This window comes from Psychrobacter sp. JCM 18903, from assembly GCF_000586475.1.
In the GTDB taxonomy this organism is placed as follows: Bacteria; Pseudomonadota; Gammaproteobacteria; order Pseudomonadales; family Moraxellaceae; genus Psychrobacter.
The window spans coordinates 127,605-151,528 of record NZ_BAWJ01000006.1 but is presented as its reverse complement, the minus strand read 5'-3'; the positions used below and the strand labels follow the sequence as shown (position 1 = coordinate 151,528).

Sequence of the window (23,924 nt, the reverse complement as noted above, 5' to 3'; positions counted from 1 at the left end):
GATTGGCTATTTGATGACTTATTCGATGACTGTGTAGAAGGTGTAGATGTCCCATCTTCTATAGCTGGTACTTCAGGTGCTACAGAGTCAGCATAAGTATGATTTAATATCTCATCGACTGGCAACGGACGAAATGCCAGCAGACGTAAAATACACATTTCCAGCGCTTGCATCGGTGTGCTCGCAAGCTTAACACCTTCACGTGCTTGCACGACAATCTCATAATACAGTTGCAGAACGTCTGGACTCATATGCTGCGCAAGCGTGTTAATATCTTGCGCCTGTGCCTCATTTACATTTAATGCCACTTCAGGCAACAGCTGAGTCAACGCTAATTGATGCAGTAACTCAGTAAGACCATCAAACATACTCGTCGCATCAACCATTTGCGCACGCATTTGTTCTATATGAGCCGCGACAGCAGATTTGTCATGGTTATAGATATCAGTAATTAAACTGACCAGATCAGCCGCATCAATTAAGCCAAGCATGGCGTTTACAGTAACATCATCGAGCGCACCTTGACCAAAAGCAATGGCCTGATCGGTCAATGACAACGCATCACGTACCGAGCCTTTGGCGGCACTGGCCAATTGCCAGAGCGCAGGCTGCGTATAACCTACCTGCTCTTGGGTAAGAACATTTGCCAAATGCTCGCTGAGTAACGTTTGCGGTAGCGGACGTAGTACAAACTGAAAACAACGCGAAATAATGGTAATCGGCAATTTTTGCGGATCAGTCGTGGCAAGTAAGAATTTTACATGCTCAGGGGGTTCTTCCAAAGTTTTAAGAAGCGCATTAAAACTGTGTGTCGACAACATATGCACTTCATCAATCAGGTATACTTTATAACGTCCCTGACTTGGCGCATACGGCACATTATCCAGCAACTCACGTGTGTCTTCTACTTTGGTACGGGATGCCGCATCAATCTCGATAAGATCGATAAATCGCCCTTGATCGATTGCCACGCAGTTATCACACACACCGCAAGGCGTACTAGTGATACCTGTATCGCAGTTCAAACATTTAGATAAGATACGCGCAATCGTGGTCTTACCCACACCACGTGTGCCGGTAAAGAGATAAGCATGATGCAAACGGTTATAATCAATCGCATTAATCAGTGCTTGAGAAACATGCGTTTGCCCAATCAACTCGTGAAAGTTTTTGGGACGGTATTTGCGCGCTAAAACTTGATATTGCTGCGTCATAATAAATGCCAATGTGAATAATACAAATATAGATGGAGTGTCAAACCAGTAAGCTATATTAGGTTTAGATTATAACTGCGCTTGAAGTTGTGCTAAACGTTCGTATAAGCGCTGAGTATTGGCGTCAATCACTGAGCCTTTTTGATAAAAGGCATCCAAATGCACCTCTGTATTGACGCTATCATCACAAGGTCTAAACTCTACGCCAATCAAAAACAAATCATCCATCACTGGATCCTGCATTTGAGCATTGAGCTCCAACAACAAGTCTTGTTGAGACGTGCGCACCTTGTCAGCACTCAGCGAACTATTATCATCTTGCGCATAGAAAACCATCAGATAATGGCGTCCAAACACATGATAAGAGTGCTCATGACAAACATAACCATTCCAGCGAGAGTCTTGATCCATCGTTTTGTAAGCTAAGATTTTTTCAACCAAACAAGCGTAAGTGTACATTGACTCATCGACCAAAATATCAACCGGCTCTTTTGATAGGGGTTGACCTGCCTCATAATAATTTTTGATCAAACTATTAAACAGCTTGTACCACATCTGAGTATTTTTCTGAATCTCAGCCATGAGCGCTTTGGCAAAGACTGCCTGATCTGGTTCTGTAGCTTTGAGCAAGCGTTGCTCAATCTGATCGATCAACTGATTGTCAATCAATTGCTCTTGCACCCTAATCGCTCTTTGATGAAAGTCAGGCGACTGTAAAAACTGGGTAAGTAATGTCGATTCGTCTTGGAATGACTCAAACCCTGTCAGCTGGCTGCGATGAAAGTCTAAAAATGCGGACAAATCGCTTGGCGTAACCAATTGGCTGATGATATCGACAAAGTTTTGATGGCTAAATACCTGTAAAACACTCTGCTCATCATCCAGATCTAAAACACAGTCTTCAGCAAAAAACTGACTACCATATTCATAATCAACCGTATGCGGGGATGCTTGTGGTTTATCATCTTGATGCATGACAGACAGTGACGTCAAACCAATGAAATAAACATCCTTACCAGCTGTCGAGGTATTACTTTCTGCCATCGACTTATCGTTTTTTAGATAAAGCTGAGCGTGACGCTTAATTAGTTGGTTGACGACTTCTTTTCTCCACTCACGAACTTGAGCGCTGTCTACTTTTTGCCTACTCGCTCGCATCACTACATCATTGACGATCAAATAAATGATAGCGCTAGAAAACTCAAAAACAAAATCATAACCTTGAAACTGCTTAGGATTGGTTGTTTTATCTGCTGGTAACTCATACAAAGATAAGAAACTTTGTTGAATCATTTGTTGCCAAAGTGAGGGTGACGCGTGCTGAGTATCCATGATATCCCTATAAATGAGGTCTCATAAAGAATCTGGGACCATTCCATTGAAAGCAAAAGAGCTTTCTTATGTTCAGTTTAGTCCCAGCATGGATTTATGGCAAGTAAACCAGTTCTAGCTTTCTAATTTGCGACGCATATGCGGAAATAAAATCACATCACGAATACTGGCAGAATCGGTAAACAACATCACTAAACGGTCAATGCCGATACCTTCGCCTGCGGTTGGTGGTAAGCCATAAGACAGCGCTTCGATGTATTCTTCATCAAAATGCATCGCTTCATCATCGCCAGCGTCTTTTTCAGCGACTTGTCCACGGAAGCGTTCTGCCTGATCAGCAGGATCATTAAGCTCGCTAAAGCCGTTTGCCAGTTCACGACCACCGATGAATAGCTCAAAACGATCGGTGATTTCAGGATTGTCATCACTACGGCGTGCCAGTGGTGAAGTTTCCGCTGGATATTCAGTGATGAACGTTGGCTGACGCAATTGGTGTTCAGCGGTTTCTTCAAAGATAATAGTCTGTAGTTTGCCCACACCAAACACCTCTTTCACTTGCTGCTTAAGCGTTGTCGAGGCGTACTCTGCCAGATATTCACGGTCATTGATACGTGCCATATCGAAATTTTCGGCATATTTTGCAATTGCATCAGACATAGACAAACGTATAAATGGCGCTTTTAGACTGATGGCTTCTTCTTGATAAGTAATCTCAGTCGTGCCCAAAATATCCATCGCCAATTCATTAAATAAGCGTTCGGTCAAATCCATCAAGTCATGATAATCAGCATACGCTTGATAAAATTCAATCATGGTAAATTCAGGATTATGGCGAGTTGATACACCTTCGTTACGGAAGCTACGGTTAATCTCGAACACTCTTTCAAAACCACCAACGACTAAGCGCTTCAAGTAAAGCTCAGGTGCGATACGCAGATATAAAGGCATATCTAGAGCGTTATGATGCGTCACAAACGGACGTGCCACCGCACCACCTGGGATAGGATGCATCATCGGCGTCTCAACTTCCATGAAACGCTCATTTAACATAAACTTGCGAATGCCGCTAATGACTTGACTGCGAATCATAAAGGTATCACGAGTCGTCTCATTGGTCATCAAATCAAGATGACGATTACGATAGCGCGCTTCGACATCAGCTAAACCATGAAACTTGTTTGGCATCGGACGTAGCGCTTTAGTCAATAACTGAAATTCTTCGATATGCACATATAAGTCGCCCTTGCCTGAGCGACCGATATAGCCTGATACGCCAACAATATCACCCAAATCTAATGATTTAATGGTCGCTAACGTCTCTGGATCCAACTCTTTGCGTGCAACATATAACTGAATGCGACCCGTCATGTCTTGAATAACAATAAAGGCACCACGGTTCAGCATGACGCGGCCTGCCACGTTGACCTGTGTTTTTTCGCCATTCGCCGCTTTTTCTTCAATTTCTTGTTTTGAGATGCCGTCAAAGGCGGTTTGCAAATCTTGCGCATAATCAGTACGTTTAAACGTATTTGGATACGGCTGCTTGCCTGAAGCACTGATATCGTCTAGCTTGGCTTGCAGTTGTGCAATCAGCTCGTTAGCGTCTTCTACAACTGGGGTTTGGTCTTGGTTCTGATTATTGTGCTTTGACATAACACTCTCAATATTATTAGATAATTAAATGGAATAAACGAAAACTGCAAAATTAAATCTATACTTATTATCATAGTCGATAGCCGTAAAAAAACAGCTATAAACAAACAGACACTGTCATCTAGACAGTGTCACGCTTTTATGAATTAATGATTTACGACCAGCTATTGAGCCTCTAGTCATTAATATCCTGATGGTTACTAATCACCACCGCCGATACTGGCCATCAAATCAGCCTGATGCTCACGCAACAGTGCATCAAGAATCTCATCCAAGTCGCCTTCCATAATGGCATCAAGCTTGTATAACGTCAGGTTGATACGGTGATCGGTCATGCGACCTTGTGGGAAATTATAAGTGCGAATGCGTTCTGAGCGATCGCCACTACCGACCAAATCACGACGGATGGTGTCTGCGGCATCAACTTGCGCCTGTACTTTGACTTGCTGAATCTTTGAAATCAACATTTTCATCGCTTGCGCACGGTTTTTGTGCTGGCTACGCTCTTGTTGACACTCTACCACGGTACCCGTTGGAATGTGGGTCAAACGTACGGCTGAGTCAGTGGTGTTAACGTGCTGACCACCGGCACCGCTTGAACGGAAAGTGTCAAAGCGGATATCGGCTGGATTTAGATCTACTGTATCATCAATCTCAACTTCAGGCATCACCGCCACGGTACAAGCTGAGGTATGCACGCGGCCTTGGCTTTCGGTTTCAGGCACACGCTGCACACGGTGTACGCCTGATTCAAACTTTAAGCGACCATACACGCTGTTGCCTGATACGCGAGTGATAATTTCTTTATAACCGCCATGCTCGCCTTCACTTGCCGACAGCACTTCCACTGTCCAGCCTTGTGTCTGCGCGTATTTTTGGTACATTCGAAACAAGTCACCAGAGAAAATCGCGGCTTCATCACCACCTGTACCCGCTCGAATTTCCAAGAAAGCAGGCACTTTATCATTCGGATCTTTTGGTAGCATCATGACATTGAGTGCCTCTTCCATCTCTGCGATGGTCTCGCGGGCGTATCAATCTCATCGATCATCATCTCTTTCATGTCAGGATCTGATGCATCAGCCAGCATAGCCTCTGCATCAGCCTGATCCGTTTCTGCACGCACATAGTTCTGCCATAAAGTAGTGATATCCATCAAGTCGCTGTGCTCGACAGACAATTCACGGAATTTATTATTATCGCTGATGATACTAGGATCTGATAATAAGGCGGTGACCTCTTCATAACGGTCTACCATCTGGTCTAAACGCAGGCGTAAGGATTCTTTCATAAAAGGACTTTTAATTGGATGAGAGGAATAAGACCGTGATTATAGCAAATTTTTCGGGGTAAATTAAAACCTCTAAGCATTCTTCCCGTTATATTCTCAAATAGCACCTCATTCTTGAATAATATATTGCTTAAATAATGTGATTAAATGCTCATAACAAAAATAACAGACAAAAAAATAGCTAAGATTGCTCTTAGCTATTTTTTATTAGTAACAGATTATACTTTAAAAATTAAACCTTACGCACCAACACTGAACCGATAGAGTAACCCGCGCCAAATGAACAAATAACACCCAAATCACCTGATGCCAGCTCATCCTTATAGCGATGGAAAACAATCATCGGGCTGGCTGAACTGGTGTTAGCAAATTCAGCAATGACACTTGGCACAATCGCTTTATCTGCTTCTTTACCAATCACAGTACGTAGGATTAAATCCAACATATTGGCGTTGGCTTGGTGCAGCCACATCATTTTAACGTCAGACGTTTCGATATCGTTCTCTTGCAAATGCTCAATGATGACCTCTGAAACCTTTGGACAGACTTCACGGAACACTTTTCGACCATTTTGTAAGAATAGCTTGTCGGTGACTGGCTCTTTGATGTCTGGATACATCTCAGTCTGTGCCGCTAAGAACTCTGAGCGATCCATAAAGCCGTATTCGTTTTTGATATTGGTCGAAAACTGGGTAAATAGCTTAGAGTTAAGAATCTCATAACCTTTTGGCGTGTCTAGCTCTTCGACGATAGATGCTGTTGCGACATCACCAAAGATAAAGTGGCTGTCACGGTTACGCCAGTTCAGATGCGCTGAAGTAATCTCAACGTTGACCACAGCGATGCGCTTAGCCAGACCAGAAACGATAGAGCCATGTGCTTGCGATAGACCAAAAGTTGCAGCGCTACAAGCAACGTTCATATCATAAGCAAAACCACCAATCATACCAATTGCATTTTGAATCTCGATAGCGACCGCAGGATAAGTACGCTGAAAGTTTGAACAGGCAAGGATGATACCATCTAGGTCATTCGCCTCAAGACCCGCATCTGCTAGCGCGTCTTTCAAAGCCGCAGTACCCATTTCTGCCATGATAGACAGCTCTTCACCTAAATGACGATAAGGAATCACTGGTGCCATGATTTCAGGATCTAAATACCATCCTTTTCCATCACATAACGTGATTTGATACCAGATACTTTTTCGATAAAGGCTGCTGAAGAAGGCTCTAGGGCAGTCAAAGTTCCTGCTGCTATCTCGTCAGCATGCTTTGCATTATAATTCTCAACATACTTATTAAATGAATCTACTAGCTCTTCATTACTGATGCTATAAGGCGGAATATACAGGCCAGTGCCTGTGATACAAGTCGTCATGATAAGCTTCCTTGTCTACTACTATAGGGCTTGGGATAAGCATAAAAGTGGAAAAATAACAGTCGTTTGATTTCAGTGAATAACTGTAAACTTAAAATCAGAGCCTTTATTATGCCTGAATATAATTATTTTTCTAATACTTTGTTACAAATAATCTGTTTGTTGCGAAAAATAAGCAAAGTCCTGACTTCATTTTGGAGCAGCTACGTTATAATTGGCGCACTTTGCTAGCGACACGTTCACAGTTCGAACGCATAAAACTGCGAGACATAAAACCCGCTCATATTTGGGAATACTCATGGTAGAAATTTTTAACTGGTTATTTGGACAATACGCTGACTATCCCACTGTCTTTATTGCTCTCGAATTAATTGCTGTCATATTTGGGGTAGCAAGTGTCTTACTCGCCAGCAGAACCAATATTTTGGTATTTCCGATAGGTCTCGTCAGCACCGCTATATTTGTCTATCTATTGTGGAAATGGCAGTTATTTGGCGATATGTTTATCAATGCCTACTATACGGTAATGAGTTTATATGGCTGGATCAATTGGACACAGAGTAAGAAAAACACAGCCATAAAAAAACAGCAAGATTATATCAACCCTACTGGTCAGCAGCAAAATGAGTCGTTAGCAAACATTAACGCCCAGAATGCTATTCAAGTAGAACATCTTAATAAAAAAGATGTGCCAATACTCGCCTTACTAGCCTCGGCAACTATTGCCTTTGTCGCGCTGGTGTATTATTTCAGACCAGTCATCAATAATAACTTTAGTTTGATGGCGCGGTATTAGGTTTGCATTTATTTACGTGGATCGATTACACCGATATGCTGACCACCGCGCTGTTTTTGATGGCGATGTGGCTGATGGCGCGGCGCAAAATTGAGCATTGGATACTCTGGATAATCGCCGATGCTATTTCAGTCCCGCTATACTTTTATAAAGGTCTCACTTTTACTGCGCTACAATACGTAGTTTTCACTCTTATCGCAATTTGGGCTTACTATGAATGGCAACGACGTTACCGCTTGCAACCTAAAGCAGCATACGCCTAAATCGGTCATCAATGTCGCTATCCTAGGGGCAGAGAGCACTGGTAAGACCACGCTATGTCGCGACTTGGCAGCGCATTTTGGTTGCCCTTGGGTGCCAGAATACATGCGCACCTATCTACAAGCAAAATGGGATAAGGAACACCTCACTTGCACTTGGGAGGATTTACTCCCTATTGCACAAGGTCAAATTGAGTTAGAAAATAAGCTCGCCGCACAAGCCGCGCAAAATTCTGATAGCAGCTACTTGTTTTGTGACACCAGTTTATTTGAGCTAATGGTTTATGCCAACTGGTATTATGGTGATTGCCCTAAAGCGCTCACCAATGCGGCATTAACGCATCATTACGACTTGATTTTATTAACCGAAGTTGATATCCCGTGGGTCGCCGATGACCTAAGAGATAGCCCACATCAACGTGATGAAATCAGTGCTTATTTTGAAAGTCAGCTGACCCGTCACCAAAAGCCATTTCATCGCATAGGTGGTGATAGAGATGAGCGGGTACAACAAGTGCTCGAATGGCTTTCTTAAATTTATCTATACCACGTTATCAGTAAATGACCTACAACCTTACCTTTAAGAGCATTAAGAGATGTCCATGCTAAAAAACATTGAACGATACCTAGAAAAAACCATCTTTAACAGCCGCTGGATATTAGCGCCTTTTTATTTAGGGCTGGTCTTAGGGATTATTTTATTATTTATAAAGTTCATTCAAAAAACAGCCATGATGTTTAATACTGTATTTAGCGCTTCTGTATCAGACGTCATTGTTAATATATTAGTGTTGGTCGACCTCTCTTTAGTAGCCAGTTTATTATTAATTATCATATTTAGTGGCTATGAAATATTTGTCTCAAAAATTGATACTGGTGATCATGTTGATCGACCTAGTTGGATGGGAAAAGTAGATTTTTCTGGTCTAAAACTAAAAGTCATCGGTGCCATCGTCGCTATTTCTGCAATTGATCTATTAAAATCGTTTATGGATATTCCTAATGAATTGAGTGAGGGTGAAGCGGACAAACTCATGTGGAAAGTCATCATTCATATGACTTTTGTGTTGTCTGGCTTATTGTTTGCTATTATGGATAAAGTGGTTGGTGATACTAAAAAACACTGATGCCAGAAAACACTAGTATCAAAAAATACTGATATCAGAAAACACTAAGGCTTATTTTTCCACACACTCTCCATCGTTCTTACATATTTTTTCTTCATCTCTCCTCTATGATCTTCTTTGAACCTACTGACTGTTATATGCACAGTTTTGGACTAAAGATTCATATGAGGAGCTTTCATGCAAAAAACACTATTGACGAAATTGTCCATCATCGCCGGACTTTGTATTACTTTTGCCATCGGTCTCGGTATGATTGGCTCAGTGATCTACGAACGACAAAATTATGCCGCGTCGGTGGTCAAAGAAATTGCCCAGCAGCACGTCAATCCGCAAGAAGTCATCACCCCATTTATCATCATACCTACCACGATTACGCCTGAATGTCAGATTACAGCACCTGAAACAACCAGTAAATGTGCACCATCTTACTCAAAAAATGAAATTGTCTTTGCCAGTCAGACCCAAGCCATACAAGATCTTGAGGTCAGCACTGATACCTACAAACGTGGCATCTATCATGCGACCAGTTATGATGGTGCGTTGACATTTGACCAAAGCTATACATTTGATCAAACCATCAGCAGCTTATATGACACTACGAGCAAAACTAGTGACGCACAAGGTTCTGTCAGTACACCCGCCAATAAAAATAACACCCAGCCCGAAAAAACCATTATCCACTGGAATGCAGCAAAATTGATTATTCCAGTATCAGATCTGCGCGGCGTGGCGACGCTACCAACGGTGACCATTAATAAAAAACCGATAAAAGCGACCTACCCTCAGACAGCGCTGCTGAAAAATCTGACCTATGTAGAAGTAGCTATTCCGCAAAATATATTACAGCGTTCAGTAAAAAATATAACGAGCCAGCAGAATGGCAATAACGCCTTTGCTACGAACGGTGCTAGCGAATCACTAACCAGTACAGAAATCGTCATTGATTTACCGTTAGCTGGTATTAGCAATGTAAACACTGTACCGACTGGACAAAACTTTAACTTAACGATGCGCAGTAATTGGCATGCGCCAAACTTTATTGGTAAGGCGCTCCCCAATGCCAAGAAACTTACCGCTAAAGGTTTTGAAGCCAGTTGGCAAAATCAGTATTTAACAATAGCCAACAATCAAGATTTGTCGCAGTGTATCAGCATAGCCAACAACCGATGTGTCGTCACCAGTCAAGCCACTCTTGATAACAACAGCCAGTCAATGGCTTCTGGTGATGCACTTATAGCAATGGAAGGCGCTGCTACAGCAGAAGCTACTGCCATACCTGATAGCTATCGAAACGTACGCCTGAACAGCTTTGGTGTGAGTTTTGCTGAGCCTAATGATGTGTATTTACAAACTGAACGAACGATGAAATATGCCTTATTATTAATCTTAGTATCATTTGGCACTTTCTTCTTATTTGAAGTGATCAAATCCAGCCGTATTCACCCTATTCAATATCTGTTGGTCGGTTGTGCGCTGTTTGTGTTTTATGTCTTACTATTACCACTTGCTGAGCAAATTGTCTTTTGGAAAGCGTATGCCATTGCTGCCAGCGCCTGTGTTGGACTCATTGGTTGGTATACTTATTATGTACTGGGCGGCGTCAAGCGAGCGGCGATTTTTACTGTCACACTGGCAGGATTGTATGCGGCGTTTTTCGGTATATTAACCACCGAAGATATGAATTTATTGCTTGGTGCTGTCTTCTGTTTTGTGCTACTCGCTTGCGTGATGATCATGACGCGTAAAATTGATTGGTATAAAATTACCTAACTCAGATAGGGCATGTTAAAAGCGTTTAGTCTAGGGCTGTCTTACGTTGGTATAGTTGGCTATTATTAAGCCTGCCAACATAAGACCGCTCGATCTACTCATAGATAATTTAATATAGCTATCATCTCATTTATTATCATCTAACGATCTCACTATTCAAGGCCTTTGCCCAGTCTCGACATCCATTTTCACAGCGTTCACAGAGCTGATTGGGGTCAGATATATGATCGACATAGCCGCAATGCATACATGCATAATATGTCTCTGACTCTATCTCTTCGACAGGTTGATACTGCTTAGGGAAAAGCGGCATACCGTAGCCAGTGTTTTCAGGCGGATATAACAATATACTAAAATTACCGTCTGTCTCTAGCAAGCCTGTACGCACTTGACCCAAATGCTCAACCCCTTGTTGGCGCATTTCAGTAAAAAACTCATCATGAGACATTTTACCCTTTTTAATCTTATCGAGTACCAGCATTCCGTCTTCTACAATATAGAGCGATTTCCCTTCTAATAAATCCTCAAAAGGTTGAAATTCCATCATGATCCACGTGCACAATCGATAAAGCACGATAACGGCGCTCATGACCAGTACCGCCTGAATAATCGGCAAATCCTCGTTAAACATAGGGTCACCTGCGATAGAGCCCAATGATAAAATAATGGTCAACTCAAAGATTGACAGCTGACGGACGCCGCGTTTGCCCGTCAAACGCAAAAACGAGATAATCAGCACAAACATGACGCTGACACGCACCAATATCTCAAGCGCAAATGCCCAAGTGGTGTCATGAATAAAAATACTTGCCCAGTCCATATTACTTTTTCCTATCTATTGTTTTTATTTGATTTATGACGATTCATTTAAGCAATCGTTCTGAATATGCGCTTGACCCACATCACATCACATCACATCACTTTTGCAGTCGGCCTTTATTGTTAATTCAACTATCATCAGTCCAATTTAAAAAATACTTTTACCTACGAGTGCAATAAAATAGGCTCTGTTGTAAGACACCTCCCAATTGGCAACTAGTAACTAATTTTTGGCACTTTTTCCAGTATTTTTGCTGGTAAAAAAGCGGTAATAACAACATCCCTAAAGGTCGAATTTGCCTATTTTATTAAAAAACCAGCTTCTTTATTGTAGGAATTATTTTTGAAAGCCACCTTGTACACCGTTATTGCATTAATCGCCTTTGCTGCAAACTCTCTCTTTTGCCGGATGGCGTTAGCAGAGGGTCATATAGATGCTTGGAGCTTTACCATCTTGCGCCTGCTGAGCGCTGCTGTCTGCCTAGGTATTATCATGACCATTCATGCTTATCGGTTACGACAGCACGTGCGAGAGTCTGACAGTATTGTTCACGCTGCTATTTTAAACGATAAAGGCAGTTGGTTAAGCAGCGTGAGCTTAGTGATTTATGCGCTATGCTTTTCGATTGCTTATGTAGAGTTGGATACTGGTACAGGAGCGCTGATTCTATTTTCAGCGGTTCAGCTGACGATGATTGGTTGGGGCATCTATAAGAAAGAGCAATTGAGCGGCTTACAATGGCTGGCATTTATCGTAGCGGTAGCAGGGTTTGTCTATTTGATGCTACCGTCAGCAGCGGTGCCTTCGTTACTGGCGGCGGTGCTTATGGCAATCAGTGGTGCCGCTTGGGGCATATATAGCATACGCGGCAAATCATGCGTGTCGCCGCTGCGAGCCACAGGTTTTAATTTCATTCGGAGTCTGATAGCAGCGCCCATACTGTTAGTGATAAGCATGACTTATTTAGACAATATAGGCTTGGAAAACATCAATTTAGGTGACATTACTATCAAGGGAGTACTTTTGGCCTGTGCATCAGGAGCGATCGCATCCGGTATAGGCTATAGCATCTGGTATATGGCCATGCCTTTGTTAAAAAACACCCAAGCAGCAGTTGTACAACTGTGTGTCCCTATACTGGCTGCGATATTAGGCGTGGTATTTCTATCTGAGCAATTGACCGTGCCATTCGTTATAGCAAGCTCGGTTATCTTGGGTGCAGTATTGGTATTTATTTTAAATAGAGAAAAAGCCCCTACGTGAAATATCCTCATTCGTTATTCAAAATTAATAGGCTAATAAAGACTAAAATGCTTAGTGATAAAAAAGACAGATAAGATTACTACCATAGCCCTCAAACACAACATGAAGTTACATTCTCTACGGTATCATGTTGCTTGAAGTAACAACCTACTTTTACCGATACTTTTGAGGCATATTATGAAAAAATTATTAGCCGTAGCACCTTTTGCTCTATTATTGTCTGCCTGTGCCACTAATGCACCAACTACTACGATCTCAGAGACCAATACTCAGCCAGTAGCCCAATCATTCACTTGTGAAGACAACGGTCAACTCACTGCTGCCTACACTGCCAATGGTCAAACTGCTAACCTAAACGTGACCTTGCCTAAAGTTGGCTTAACCAACGCAAAAATCACCATGGAGCAAGCAGTATCAGGTTCTGGCGCTCGTTATGTCAATAATGTTAACCCTAAAACCACTTACGATTGGCACACCAAAGCGGATTACGGCATCATGACCATCAAATCAGACAATGGTCAACAATACCAAGTGAACTGCCAACTATAATAACCCTAGAAACAAGCGTAAATAATACGTGGTGGTTATTTGAATAAAATCCATGTTTTTATTCACATCTATTTAAAACAAAAAAGCCAGTAGTCAAACTACTGGCTCTTTTTTGTACTTAACTTTTCATGCTTGATAATTTAATCTTGATCAACGTTGAATCACTCAATAAAAAACTGCCTGAATACTTTATGTACCCAAGCAGTTGAAAATCATGTCGTTTTTATATTTGTTTATAGTTATTAGAACAGCTGTTGAATCAGTCGTTAGGTATTAACTACTGCTGACCGTTAAACCACGGTCACATGCAAACGTGCATCGACATTACCGCGAGTAGCATTAGAGTATGGGCAAACTTGATGAGCTGTTTCGACCAGTGTTTGCGCTTGAGCGTCATCAATGCCCGACACTTCAACATACAAATCTATATCTAGGTTATATCTACCATCGGCTTTCATACCAATACCCACTTGGGTCGAGGTTTTTGAGGCAGTGATTGGCAGTTTCATTTGCTGGGCGGTCAGATTTAAAGCACTATCAAAACAAGCCGCATAACCCATTGCAAAAAGCTGCTCTGGATTGACACCTTCCTTTTCTGTTTCTTGAAAAGAGACCAGATCAAAAGCTAGCGAACCATCGTCAAGACCTGTATGACCAGAACGACCACCCGTTGCCGTTGCTCGCGTTTTATAGAAAATTTTCATCATATATTCCTTATGGATTGGCGTGTTATTGGTATTGTGCAAAACGCTGCAAATCAATCTTACTGCGTTTTGATGCCATCATTATAGAAGTGAGCACGCTAATCCGGTAGAGCATTACTCCAGAGTCCTTGCCTATTCCTATAAATATTTATATCATTAGGCAAATTATAAAGTAAGCATAAATCATGAAAACGAAAACGGTAGAGCAGCTACTTAGTATGTTACCCAAAAACCAAACCATCGAATCAGACATTTCAGGCTTGTTTTTTTATTGTGCCGACACACCAAGAAAGACTATCAGCTATATCCAAGAACCTAGTATATGTATCGTTTTACAAGGCACGCGTGAAATTTACTTAGGTACAGATTGCCAGAAATTTGATGACAGCAGCCTGATGTTCTGCCCTGTCAATATTCCTATAAGCATGCATATCAAACACGCCACTGTAGAGAAGCCTGTCATCGTATTGTCTATGAAATTAAATCTGGCTCTCATTCGTGAGGTCATGGCAAAAATAACACCTCAGAAAAATGCCGATTATGAGCATCAAGGTATAAAATGGCCATTAGAAGACACCATATTAACTGCATTCGAGCGGCTGATAGACTTGCTTAATTATCCAAATGATATAGAATTTTTATCACCTTTAATTCAGCAAGAAATTTATTATCGGCTGCTCTCAGCACAGCAAGGTCATAAGCTTCGGCAACTGGTGGTTAATGGCAGTCACACCCACCGTATTGCCCAAGCCACCGATTGGCTAAAAGCGCATTTAGAAGAGCCCGTCATCATAGAAGATTTGGCCAGTCGATGCGGTATGAGTGTGTCGGGATTTCATCAACATTTTAAAGAAATCACTCAACTAAGCCCGCTTCAATATCAAAAAAGCCTACGATTGATGAAAGCGCGGCAGCTGATTCAACTCGGCGAGGCACAAGTATCGCAAATCGCCATGCAAGTAGGCTATGAAAGTCCCAGCCAATTTAGCCGTGAATATAAGCGGTTATTTGGAGTAAATCCAAGCAGTGAGTTAAATGTCTAACATGATGCTTCTACCATAATGCCCCTACTATAATGGTTTCTGACTAAAGCAATTCCTCTGCGCTTGACAGCTTCATAAGCAACTGCGTACACAATGTAATTATCTGTTTAGCAGATTCCTACACCCTCCCTCTTGCCATCCGAACAAACGACGAAATATCTTACTCAAGAAGAAAACAGTTGACTTGATCTATATATTCATATTATAACATATAAAATATATTCATAACTTTGCAACTATTATAATAATTTTTCTACGTGTGATCGTCAGAATATTTCGGGAGGCACTAACATGATTCGTCTAAGCTATACTCTCAAATGCTGGGCATTGGGTGTCACTTATTTTTTGGTGTTTTATTTTATGGTGGTCATGAGCGACCCTGGTTTTAGCAAGTATATTTATATGCTGGCACTAAGCACCTTGTTATTCCCCGTAGCTAAGCGTTCAGTCGACGTTATGACGGACTTTTTTACATCAAACACGGTATTATTTAACGGATTATTGCCCTCATTATTGATCAACGTGGTGATTTGGATACTCACGCCATTTATTGTAGCACTGACCGTTATAGCATTCGTGCTTTATAGTATGGGTGTGCTGACAGAAAAGATCAGCCACTAATTTTACTCAGGTGCTAAATTTTAGAGCAAAGGTCATATGACGCCACCTTTGCTTTTTTGCTTCATAAAAGATTTGTCCATCGCAGAAAAACAATGACACTCAAAAAAAGGCTGAGTTAGCAATTGCTAATCCAGCCTTTTTATCGATAGTGAGTGAGGGTTGGTTACTTAAAATCAGTAGAGTATCCATTCGATAACCTACTCTATCAAAGCTACGCGCAAATCTCACGAATAGTTATTTGATTTTGATATTTGCCTAGAGGCCCATATTGACCGATGGGGCTAATGTTACCAATGACGCAAGTTTCGAAATATTTGTAATAGCCTTTTTGATTGAGACTTTTTGAATCTTTAATTAATAATTGCTTTGGGTCTGACACATAGTAAATAATGTTATCAGAAACGAACTCATGAACTTCAAAGCTTCTTTTAAAACTGCCTAGTAACTGCACTTCTTTTTCTACGCTTGTTGGCACAAATACCTTCACATTTTCATTATTACTGGCTTGTGTTTCATCAGAGCCCGTACTCATAAATATAGTTGATGCAAATGCTAGTATTATCAATCTACATTTAATCATTATTTTTTATCCTGCTCAAAAACTTACATCAATATATTAGGTAACATGCAAAAAACGTTGGTATAAAAAATAATAGCTCTTTCATTTAATCAAATATTATCGACTAAATCAAAGAGCTATACAAGACAATTGTCATATGTTGTCAATTAGCAAATTTTAAAACTCAAATCGATCCTTAACTCATTTTATCCCACATCTTGCTTAGGCGCTTCGGTGACACTGCCATGTGGGTTTTCATCGGTTGCGCGAATAGCTGAATACGATACTCCTCGACCATCCAGCGATACTCACTAATGGCTTTATCGTTGGCACAATTTGCCAGCCGCTCCATATGCACATCAAGCGCGTATACCCCTTCGAGATCGGATTCGAGATTGTGCTCAAGCCGTTCGATACGAATTTCAAGCGCCTCTAGATAGCGCGGATACTGCTGCCAATGGCTATAATCCATACGATAAACAAAATCAGCCAAGTGCAAGTCTTCTAGCTGGTCTTCGATATCTTCGATAGACTCACCAAATACCTCTCGATCGAGCATGAGTAAGCTTTGGCGAATACGCTGCCAGCGAGTATAAACATTTTTCAGGATTTTTATGACGTTTTGACCTGTCAATAGAAAGTTACCCGACACCACTTCCAAGGTTTTTTCATACTCCTTTGGCGTAAAGGGCAATTCTTCAGCAAGCGCTACGGCAGTATCATCAGCACTTTCAGGCAAATCAGCACTGTGGTCAAATAACACATAATGCTCTTCGAGCGACGCATCCAATGCCGCATCGATGACGATGGTTTTTAGCTTCTCCATATCACCAAGTGGCGCGAATGCCAATTTGAATATTTTATCAATTTGGCTGGTGAGCTGTTTTTTCTTCGCACCAAGCTTACCTTTTATCAGGGTCAAAACGCCGATACGGTGTGCCTGCAACGCTGCATTGACATCGGTATATTGATGAATCGATACTGCTTCACCTGACACATCTGCGACCAAAGCAGCAAACTGCTTCATCACCACCCCTGCACTATGATGATTTTTGCTAAAGGCAAAATGCTCAGGGAATTCAGTATGCGTGCCTTGCTGCTCATTCACCGCTTGGCGGGTTTCAGAAGCATGACGAATCTGTAGCGTTTGCAGGTCGCGACCCTTTTCGATAATGCGGTTTTTGTCGTCGACCACACAGATTTGCGGCTGTAAATAGCGATCAATGCTAGAGGGATTAAAGCTATCAGGCGTCACTGACATAACGCCGCGACGATTTAGGGCTTGGCAAAGCTGCTTGAGCAATCCTTGTCCACCAGCAGGTTGCAGTTCATCAAACAAGCTATCGGCTGTATCAGGAATCGGTACAATTTGACGGCGGATATCCTTTGGTAGTGACTTAAGCAACTGCAATACTAGCTCATAACGCCAACCGGGTACGCCCCACAATAGTTCGATCGCATCAAGCTGCGGTAGCGCGGCAAGTGGCACACGAATGGTCACGCCATCATCATCGCTGGACGGATCAAAGACATAACGTAGCGGTAGTTTTAAATCACCCAATTTCCACATTTCTGGGAAATCGCCTGTGGTCGGTGCTTGGCTATTGAGCACGTCATCATCGGTAAAGAATAGATATTTGGCATCAGTTTTTTCAACCTCGGCACGCCAATCTTCAAAGGCTTTGCGACTGGCAATATGCTCAGGTATTTTTTTATCATAAAATTGATACAGTGCTTCTTCGTCAACCAACAAATCACGGCGACGTAACTTATCTTCAATGCGTTCAATGTCGGCAATTTTATCCATATTATGCTGTAAAAATGGTGCTTGACGCCCCAAATTACCAGTCACCAGACCATCACGAATGAAGATTTCTCGTGACTCAACTAAGTTCACTTGCTCATAATTGGTCAGCTGCTTACTAATGATTATGAGACCAAACAGACTAATCTGCGCATAGGCTTTCACTCGTCCAGTCTTTTTCGACCAATGCGGCTCAAAGTAGTGATATTTTAATAAGTCGCCTGCCGCTGAGATAATCCATTCTGGTTCAATTTTAGCAACGGTGCGCATAAAGACTTGCGAGGTTTCGACCACTTCAAAAGCCATGACCCAAGGCGGTACTTGTTTAAATACCGTACTGGCTGGGAATATTTTGGCTTTTTGCTGGCGAGCTGCTAAGTATTCACCGCGATTCTCAGTTTTGTGCGCAATCGTAGACAATAGACCTGTCAATAATGCGCGGTGTAAATTGGCATATTTAACCGCTTTGAGTTCTTCATCTTCTATCGCGGTAGGGTCGCTGGTCATGTTTCTAACGAAGAATTTTTATTAGCGCCTTTATCGGAAGCTTTTGCCTCTTTAACATCCGTAAGCTTAAGGTCTGTGACCATTTGTACTAACTGACGATGGGTTTGATTCCACTCACGTACACGCGGGAAGCTCAGATAGTTTTTCTTGGTAAAATTCTTACGCTGATTGCCTGACAACTTATTGCCATCTTCATCTTTTTCAAATAGGGCTTTCCACAGGCTCAAATAGAATAAAAAGTCAGAATCATCTTGACGAAATTCCGCATGCTTTTGGTCGGCTTGCTGGCGTTTATTGGCAGGACGCTCGCGTGGATCCTGTACAGCAAGAGCCGCTACTACAATCAGCATCTCACGGATACAATCAAAATCACTGCCCGCAACCAACATACGTGCTAGCCTTGGATCGATTGGCATACGCGCCATTTTTTGCCCAGTGGGCGTCAGGCTTAAATGGTCGAGACCTTTTTTTGGTGTTGGCTTATTGGTTTGATGAGCAGCAGTTGCTTCATTTTTAGAGGTAATCGCGCCTAACTCATCAAGCAATTTATGACCATCAGTAACCAAGCGACTGTCAGGGGGCTCAATAAAGGCAAAATCATCAACGCTACCTAAACGCAGATTGGCCATCTGTAAAATAACGGATGCAAGATTGGTCCGTAAAATCTCAGGTTCGGTAAATTCTGGACGACCGGTAAAGTCCTCTTCACTATACAGACGAATACAAACCCCTGGTGCGACACGACCACAACGACCTTTACGCTGATTGGCAGCCGCTTGCGAGATCGCCTCAATCGGTAGACGCTGTACGCGTGAGCGATACGAATAACGAGAAATCCGCGCAAAACCCAAGTCAATCACATAGCGAATACCCGGTACGGTCAGCGCAGTCTCGGCAACGTTGGTCGCGATAACGATACGCCGACCACGACCTGAGGGCTGAAAGATGCGCTGCTGCTCTTCATAAGTCTGCCGTGCAAATAGTGGCAGCACTTCTGTATGCTTTGGCCCATGACGCTCAAGCACCTCTTGTAGCTCACGAATCTCAGCTTCTGTCGCTGCAAATATGAGAATGTCCGCTTGGTCAGCATGACCTTTATTTTGTGCATCGCTAAAGCATTCTTCGACGGCGGCTACGACCGCACGTGGCAGATTTTCTTCAAAGTCATCGTAGCTGTCATCATCGGAGCTGTTCACTGGCTCATCGGTCAGCGGACGGTAACGAACTTCAACAGGAAACTACGACCTTCGACATTAAAAATAGGCGCAGGTACGTTGCGTTTTAGCTTATTATCATAGCGGCTAAAGTATTCACTAAAGCGTTTAGTATCAAGTGTTGCTGAGGTAATAATCACTTTTAAATCAGGCGCTTGGGCAGTAGCTTTTTCAGGTAACCCATAATAAAATCAATGTTTAAGCTACGTTCATGCGCCTCATCAATAATGATAGTATCGTATTTACTTAAGAATCTATCGTGACCCAATTCAGCCAGCAAGATACCATCGGTCATCAGCTTAACCACAGATTGCGCCGTACCCTGCTCATTAAAGCGAATCTTGAAGCTGACAGTATTACCGAGCTGCTCGCCCAATTCTTCAGCGATACGGTTTGCCACACTGCGCGCGGCCAATCGTCGAGGCTGGGTATGCCCTATCTGTCCAGTGATACCGCGACCTGCCAGCATTGCCAGCTTGGGCAATTGCGTCGTCTTACCAGAACCTGTCTCCCCTGCAACAATAATGACTTGGTGATCAATAATTGCCTGTACTAAATCTTCTGCACGTTGGCTCACGGGCAAATCAAGATTCAGTTTTTCTGCCAGTTTGTCTGGAATACTATCCATACGTGCCTGCACCGCTTGCTGTGAGCGGGTCTTAATTTTTTCATACTGCGCACGTTTTTTAGTTAGCCCATCATCCGCTTTATCGTCAGAAACTTTTTTATTTTTAGCCACAGCAGCCCTTGCCAGCTCACGCTCGAGACGACTTAAATAATAACTATCTTTAGCGAGTACTGGTAAATCAACAACCATATCAGGTTGTGAAGACGCTTTATTACTGTTTTCTGTCATATTTGAATTATCGTCACTTGTGTTTGCTAATTTACTTAATTCATCGAATCTAAGCTCATCGGTGTTGTTTTCAGTCGGCATATTTACTTAGGCTATTTATTGTTTGGAAGTGGTTAGATTATGAGGGTAATTTGGGCGTGATTCAAGGTGGTTATAGTGTTTGCTTGGCAACTATGCAGACTATTATCTATTTTCAAAACGCTCAGTCAAAATATTTCTAAGCTCATTAGTCATAGGCTTAAACTTAAAATGCTCTGGCTCCATCTGAGCAATCAAAGCATACTGATCATTTTCAATCGAGTTATTCTCACAAGAAAAATGATTCATCTCCTGACCAGTAATGGCATTAATAATATAAAAAGAGGTATCGCTATCTTCAAACTGTGTCAGCTCATAATAATTATTCGGATCCCGCATAACGAGATTAGTACCATTAGAAAGAGTTGTATAATAGGTATCCTCAGTCGCTTGCTGCGCCTCTAACCTTAAAGGATTACCTTGGGTGGCGAAATAATACTTGAGCATATAACCAATATCGCTATTGATCACATCCAAACGTAAATGATCACCCTCTTCTGTGATGCATTGATAGATCATAAAAGATTCGTAAATTCGTGGTTCAGTAGTGACATTTTATCAAATTTTTCAAACCTGCCAGTCCTATTCTATTTTTATGAATAAATTATTTGTCAGCTCACATGCTACTTTTATAAATAATCTGTTGACGAATAGCAGCCCCCATAAAGAAATTCTGCAACTTTTGTAATGGCAGCCTAGGAAAAGGCAGATGCAGCGAAAGTATTAACCTCTCAAACGCTACCATTTCATCAGCTAATGCTTGTGCGACATCAGGTTGAATCTGCGGATTTTCATACACATTATCAATTAGCCAAGTGAGTTGTGGAAACTTAGCATTATCATGAATCTGATAAAGGGTGGGTAATAGCTCATCAGAGATTTGGCAACGCGATTTGCGAATCATGCCATTTTTATAATACAGATTTAAAGCCATATTAGGGTAACTTCCTTAAATTTTTGATACTTAGATAACCAACATACTCTTTATCTTCATCAGCATTTGCAAGTTTGTGACTATTATGAATCATAGGCTCAATTAAAATCTGTATGTTTGAGACAAGATCATTGACGTTGTATACATCATCGATATCTACCTGAAATTTATCATCAATGTGCGATGCGGCATTAAAAGGTGTGTCTTTATCTTTAAAAGTAAATTCTTTATAAAATGTACTGTGTTTGGCTTGTTTAATAGCCTCTGCTTGAGTAGCAGCGACGATAAGCAGTTTATGATGAAACTCTTCAAAACTCCCCTGCTGATAGCCGCCTAAATTAATAAAGAACAGTTTTAAACCGTTATCATTCGCTGTTTGATTGTTTGACTCGATCAATTTAACAGTATGGTTTCCCACTTTGGTAATCGCTCTGTATGAATCAATATGCCATTTGTTTTTGACTTCAGGCCAGTGGTGATTGATATCTTCTACCAGCTCGCGCACCTGATTGGCCACACCAAAGAAAATATCATGCTGCTCAATCAAACGACCTTTGGGGCGACCACCAAGTTGTACCATAAAGAGTGTTGGCATAAAGAATTACCTTGTACGTTAATAACTTCTGAGTAAAATGTGTGATGTTAGATAAATCATATAAAAAGGATCAATATGGCATTCTGATAGCTATTAAGCTGACGTTTATAGCGACTATATTTTTGCCAATAGTGTTGTGTTTAACTTCCTGTACAAATAAAGAATCAAGCTTAACATCAAGAGCTACTTATCATGACATCAGCAAAGTTGAAATTGAGAACCCTTATTCAAACCCTATTCTACTATCTTACGACGCAAAGCATCAGCCTGAAAAAATGCAAGCCATAGTCGATGAGATAAACAGTCAAAGCCATGGTTTTTGGCGTGAAGGTCTAGGCGGCAAAGAGGGAGCTAATGTTATTAGTATTCATATCTATAGCTATTCTGAGACGCCAGTTGCAAGCTTTTCTTTATTTTCTAATCAACTAATGGAGCGAGGACCAAATTATCGACAGCTTAATGTAGACGGTTTTTTTAGGCAAATAGATATTCAAGCGCTACCCACATTGAAAGAGGCTTGGTGTGGTCATAGAGATATTGATGCATATGATAGCTTGCAACTTAGTAAATCATGCTAAAAATAGGCAAAATCCTGATACTTATATATTTAATTGCTCATCAAGGCAATACTCGCCCTGTTCTCAGTGCAAACGCCCAATCTTCGCGACCGTTCATTGAAGCCAATTTAGCCGCAGCTTCATAATCATAAGGCACCTTGATATGCTCAACTTGCCAGCATTTACCTTGTTCAGTGTCAGCACATTTGATAAGCGCATAACTGGCATGGGGCGAATAGGTTTGCATCTTATGCAAAATAGGCAAATCATCTTTATAAGCAGGGTAACCCACGCTACCTGTATTGATGATTATCTGACCTGTCGATAGCGTGACTGTACGTGGAATATGAGTATGACCACATATGATCACTGAACTGCCAATACCGTTAAGCTGTGCCAAAATATCTAGATTATTACGTAAGGTCGGCTGACCCGTCTCAATATTTTCTAACAAATATACCATGTCATCGGTTGGTGACCCATGGCACAAATAAATATTCTCACTTAAGTGACAATCAAACGGCAAATTCTGCAGCCACTTAACCGCTGCTTTAGGCAAGTCCTCTATGATAAAAGCCATGGTTGCGTTGTTGCCAATCTCCGCCGTTGTCGCTTCATAAATCTGTCTATCCTGATTACCTCGAATAGTAATGATATCGTTCTGCTGTGCCATTAAGAGCGCATAGGTATCTTTAGGGGCAATCGGTCCGTATAAAATATCGCCCAGATTAACAATTTGATCAATATCGCACTGTTTAATATCAGTCAGCACGGCTTCAAGCGCGAAGACATTACTATGAATGTCAGAAATAGCCGCGATAGTATTTAATTGCTTGTTATTAGAGTTGGAGTTAGAGTTAGAGTGCGCCATCCTATTTATTTTCCTAACAAATCACTATGTTATACATCGACTAATTGTAAAAAGGAATAGAAAAGAGAAACAAAAAAACCCAATGGCTCGTGATTATTGAGACATTGGGTTTCATAAATTATGATTAAT

General features: G+C 41.6%; 19 protein-coding genes and 4 pseudogenes. 10 read left to right on the top strand and 13 right to left on the bottom strand.

What is annotated here, in order from left to right; genetic code table 11:
- Window positions 1–34 precede the first annotated feature (34 nt).
- From dnaX to TT12_RS06055, 5 genes and pseudogenes are all read right to left on the bottom strand, one after another.
- Window positions 35–1,214: pseudogene (gene dnaX, locus TT12_RS19335) on the bottom strand (DNA polymerase III subunit gamma/tau); the annotation flags it as partial.
- Between the two features lie 69 nt (window positions 1,215–1,283).
- Entirely contained in the window at window positions 1,284–2,546 is a 1,263-nt protein-coding gene (locus tag TT12_RS06075) for a hypothetical protein (RefSeq protein WP_045452998.1), read from the bottom strand.
- A gap of 114 nt (window positions 2,547–2,660) precedes the next feature.
- The gene (lysS, locus tag TT12_RS06070; protein ID WP_045452995.1) at window positions 2,661–4,199 is read right to left on the bottom strand and encodes a lysine--tRNA ligase; all 1,539 of its coding nucleotides are present in this window, start codon (window positions 4,197–4,199) and stop codon (window positions 2,661–2,663) included.
- A 200-nt stretch (window positions 4,200–4,399) separates the two neighbouring features.
- Window positions 4,400–5,490: pseudogene (gene prfA / locus TT12_RS15380) on the bottom strand (peptide chain release factor 1).
- A 232-nt stretch (window positions 5,491–5,722) separates the two neighbouring features.
- Window positions 5,723–6,867 (bottom strand): annotated as a pseudogene (locus TT12_RS06055) (beta-ketoacyl-ACP synthase III).
- A 298-nt stretch (window positions 6,868–7,165) separates the two neighbouring features.
- Here TT12_RS06055 and pnuC point away from each other — a divergent pair.
- The 5 genes from pnuC (at window position 7,166) to creD (ending at window position 10,820) form a co-directional block, all read left to right on the top strand.
- Window positions 7,166–7,663 (top strand): nicotinamide riboside transporter PnuC, encoded by a 498-nt coding sequence (pnuC, locus tag TT12_RS06050; protein ID WP_243443428.1) that lies wholly within the window; start codon window positions 7,166–7,168, stop codon window positions 7,661–7,663.
- Window positions 7,664–7,665: 2 nt separating this feature from the next.
- Complete coding sequence (locus TT12_RS16790) at window positions 7,666–7,926, top strand: nicotinamide mononucleotide transporter family protein (protein WP_243443427.1); 261 nt, start codon at window positions 7,666–7,668, stop codon at window positions 7,924–7,926.
- Complete coding sequence (locus TT12_RS06045) at window positions 7,877–8,458, top strand: AAA family ATPase (protein ID WP_045452990.1); 582 nt, start codon at window positions 7,877–7,879, stop codon at window positions 8,456–8,458. Before TT12_RS16790 ends, TT12_RS06045 begins: the two co-directional genes overlap by 50 nt.
- A 67-nt stretch (window positions 8,459–8,525) precedes the next feature.
- Window positions 8,526–9,050: a TIGR00645 family protein gene (locus tag TT12_RS06040; RefSeq protein ID WP_045453071.1), complete on the top strand. Its 525-nt coding sequence runs from the start codon at window positions 8,526–8,528 to the stop codon at window positions 9,048–9,050.
- Between the two features lie 177 nt (window positions 9,051–9,227).
- Entirely contained in the window at window positions 9,228–10,820 is a 1,593-nt protein-coding gene (gene creD, locus TT12_RS06035; RefSeq protein WP_045452986.1) for a cell envelope integrity protein CreD, read from the top strand.
- A 136-nt stretch (window positions 10,821–10,956) separates the two neighbouring features.
- Here the strand turns inward: creD and TT12_RS06030 are convergent, their stop codons facing one another.
- Window positions 10,957–11,640 carry a DUF421 domain-containing protein gene (locus TT12_RS06030; protein ID WP_045452982.1) on the bottom strand — a complete coding sequence of 228 codons (684 nt, stop codon included), beginning with the start codon at window positions 11,638–11,640 and terminating at the stop codon, window positions 10,957–10,959.
- Window positions 11,641–11,982: 342 nt separating this feature from the next.
- Between TT12_RS06030 and TT12_RS06025 the strand changes: the two genes are divergently transcribed.
- Together TT12_RS06025 and TT12_RS06020 are read left to right on the top strand one after the other, a co-directional pair.
- A complete protein-coding gene (locus TT12_RS06025) occupies window positions 11,983–12,903 on the top strand; it encodes a DMT family transporter (RefSeq protein ID WP_045452978.1) in 921 nt (306 codons plus the stop codon).
- Between the two features lie 177 nt (window positions 12,904–13,080).
- Window positions 13,081–13,452 (top strand): MliC family protein, encoded by a 372-nt coding sequence (locus TT12_RS06020; RefSeq protein ID WP_045452975.1) that lies wholly within the window; start codon window positions 13,081–13,083, stop codon window positions 13,450–13,452.
- Window positions 13,453–13,742: 290 nt separating this feature from the next.
- Here the strand turns inward: TT12_RS06020 and TT12_RS06015 are convergent, their stop codons facing one another.
- The gene (locus tag TT12_RS06015) at window positions 13,743–14,156 is read right to left on the bottom strand and encodes an organic hydroperoxide resistance protein (protein WP_045452972.1); all 414 of its coding nucleotides are present in this window, start codon (window positions 14,154–14,156) and stop codon (window positions 13,743–13,745) included.
- Between the two features lie 185 nt (window positions 14,157–14,341).
- Between TT12_RS06015 and TT12_RS06010 the strand changes: the two genes are divergently transcribed.
- The gene (locus TT12_RS06010; protein WP_045452969.1) at window positions 14,342–15,199 is read left to right on the top strand and encodes an AraC family transcriptional regulator; all 858 of its coding nucleotides are present in this window, start codon (window positions 14,342–14,344) and stop codon (window positions 15,197–15,199) included.
- 291 nt (window positions 15,200–15,490) lie between these two features.
- Complete coding sequence (locus TT12_RS06005; RefSeq protein ID WP_045452966.1) at window positions 15,491–15,820, top strand: hypothetical protein; 330 nt, start codon at window positions 15,491–15,493, stop codon at window positions 15,818–15,820.
- A gap of 211 nt (window positions 15,821–16,031) precedes the next feature.
- On the opposite strand, the gene TT12_RS06000 is transcribed toward TT12_RS06005, so the two are convergent.
- The 5 genes and pseudogenes from TT12_RS06000 to TT12_RS05980 all read right to left on the bottom strand — a co-directional run bounded on the left by TT12_RS06000 (window position 16,032) and on the right by TT12_RS05980 (window position 22,367).
- Window positions 16,032–16,352, bottom strand: a complete 321-nt coding sequence (locus TT12_RS06000; RefSeq protein ID WP_045452962.1) for a hypothetical protein — start codon at window positions 16,350–16,352, stop codon at window positions 16,032–16,034.
- A 223-nt stretch (window positions 16,353–16,575) separates the two neighbouring features.
- Window positions 16,576–20,760 (bottom strand): annotated as a pseudogene (gene hrpA, locus TT12_RS05995) (ATP-dependent RNA helicase HrpA).
- A 183-nt stretch (window positions 20,761–20,943) separates the two neighbouring features.
- Window positions 20,944–21,357 carry a hypothetical protein gene (locus TT12_RS05990; protein ID WP_045452959.1) on the bottom strand — a complete coding sequence of 138 codons (414 nt, stop codon included), beginning with the start codon at window positions 21,355–21,357 and terminating at the stop codon, window positions 20,944–20,946.
- 97 nt (window positions 21,358–21,454) lie between these two features.
- Window positions 21,455–21,772 (bottom strand): hypothetical protein, encoded by a 318-nt coding sequence (locus TT12_RS05985; protein ID WP_045452957.1) that lies wholly within the window; start codon window positions 21,770–21,772, stop codon window positions 21,455–21,457.
- Window position 21,773: 1 nt separating this feature from the next.
- Window positions 21,774–22,367 (bottom strand): DUF1543 domain-containing protein, encoded by a 594-nt coding sequence (locus TT12_RS05980; RefSeq protein WP_045452955.1) that lies wholly within the window; start codon window positions 22,365–22,367, stop codon window positions 21,774–21,776.
- Between the two features lie 41 nt (window positions 22,368–22,408).
- On the opposite strand from TT12_RS05980, the gene TT12_RS05975 reads away from it, so the two are divergent.
- Window positions 22,409–22,945 carry a hypothetical protein gene (locus tag TT12_RS05975; RefSeq protein WP_207804006.1) on the top strand — a complete coding sequence of 179 codons (537 nt, stop codon included), beginning with the start codon at window positions 22,409–22,411 and terminating at the stop codon, window positions 22,943–22,945.
- A gap of 40 nt (window positions 22,946–22,985) precedes the next feature.
- Here TT12_RS05975 and TT12_RS05970 read toward each other — a convergent pair whose 3' ends face one another.
- A complete protein-coding gene (locus tag TT12_RS05970) occupies window positions 22,986–23,795 on the bottom strand; it encodes a metallophosphoesterase family protein (protein WP_045452951.1) in 810 nt (269 codons plus the stop codon).
- Window positions 23,796–23,924: the final 129 nt, after the last annotated feature.

Excerpts from the sequence above, each read along its gene's own strand:
- TT12_RS05990 (WP_045452959.1), bottom strand. The coding sequence starts at position 21,357 with ATGATCTATCAATGCATCACAGAAGAGGGTGATCATTTACGTTTGGAT.
- TT12_RS06000 (WP_045452962.1), bottom strand. The coding sequence starts at position 16,352 with ATGAGTACGGGCTCTGATGAAACACAAGCCAGTAATAATGAAAATGTG.
- lysS (WP_045452995.1), bottom strand. The coding sequence starts at position 4,199 with ATGTCAAAGCACAATAATCAGAACCAAGACCAAACCCCAGTTGTAGAA.
- creD (WP_045452986.1), top strand. The coding sequence starts at position 9,228 with ATGCAAAAAACACTATTGACGAAATTGTCCATCATCGCCGGACTTTGT.
- pnuC (WP_243443428.1), top strand. The coding sequence starts at position 7,166 with ATGGTAGAAATTTTTAACTGGTTATTTGGACAATACGCTGACTATCCC.
- TT12_RS06045 (WP_045452990.1), top strand. The coding sequence starts at position 7,877 with ATGAATGGCAACGACGTTACCGCTTGCAACCTAAAGCAGCATACGCCT.
- TT12_RS05985 (WP_045452957.1), bottom strand. The coding sequence starts at position 21,772 with ATGGCTTTAAATCTGTATTATAAAAATGGCATGATTCGCAAATCGCGT.
- TT12_RS06030 (WP_045452982.1), bottom strand. The coding sequence starts at position 11,640 with ATGGACTGGGCAAGTATTTTTATTCATGACACCACTTGGGCATTTGCG.
- TT12_RS06005 (WP_045452966.1), top strand. The coding sequence starts at position 15,491 with ATGATTCGTCTAAGCTATACTCTCAAATGCTGGGCATTGGGTGTCACT.
- TT12_RS06075 (WP_045452998.1), bottom strand. The coding sequence starts at position 2,546 with ATGGATACTCAGCACGCGTCACCCTCACTTTGGCAACAAATGATTCAA.
- TT12_RS06010 (WP_045452969.1), top strand. The coding sequence starts at position 14,342 with ATGAAAACGAAAACGGTAGAGCAGCTACTTAGTATGTTACCCAAAAAC.
- TT12_RS05970 (WP_045452951.1), bottom strand. The coding sequence starts at position 23,795 with ATGGCGCACTCTAACTCTAACTCCAACTCTAATAACAAGCAATTAAAT.
- TT12_RS05980 (WP_045452955.1), bottom strand. The coding sequence starts at position 22,367 with ATGCCAACACTCTTTATGGTACAACTTGGTGGTCGCCCCAAAGGTCGT.
- TT12_RS06040 (WP_045453071.1), top strand. The coding sequence starts at position 8,526 with ATGCTAAAAAACATTGAACGATACCTAGAAAAAACCATCTTTAACAGC.
- TT12_RS06020 (WP_045452975.1), top strand. The coding sequence starts at position 13,081 with ATGAAAAAATTATTAGCCGTAGCACCTTTTGCTCTATTATTGTCTGCC.
- TT12_RS06015 (WP_045452972.1), bottom strand. The coding sequence starts at position 14,156 with ATGAAAATTTTCTATAAAACGCGAGCAACGGCAACGGGTGGTCGTTCT.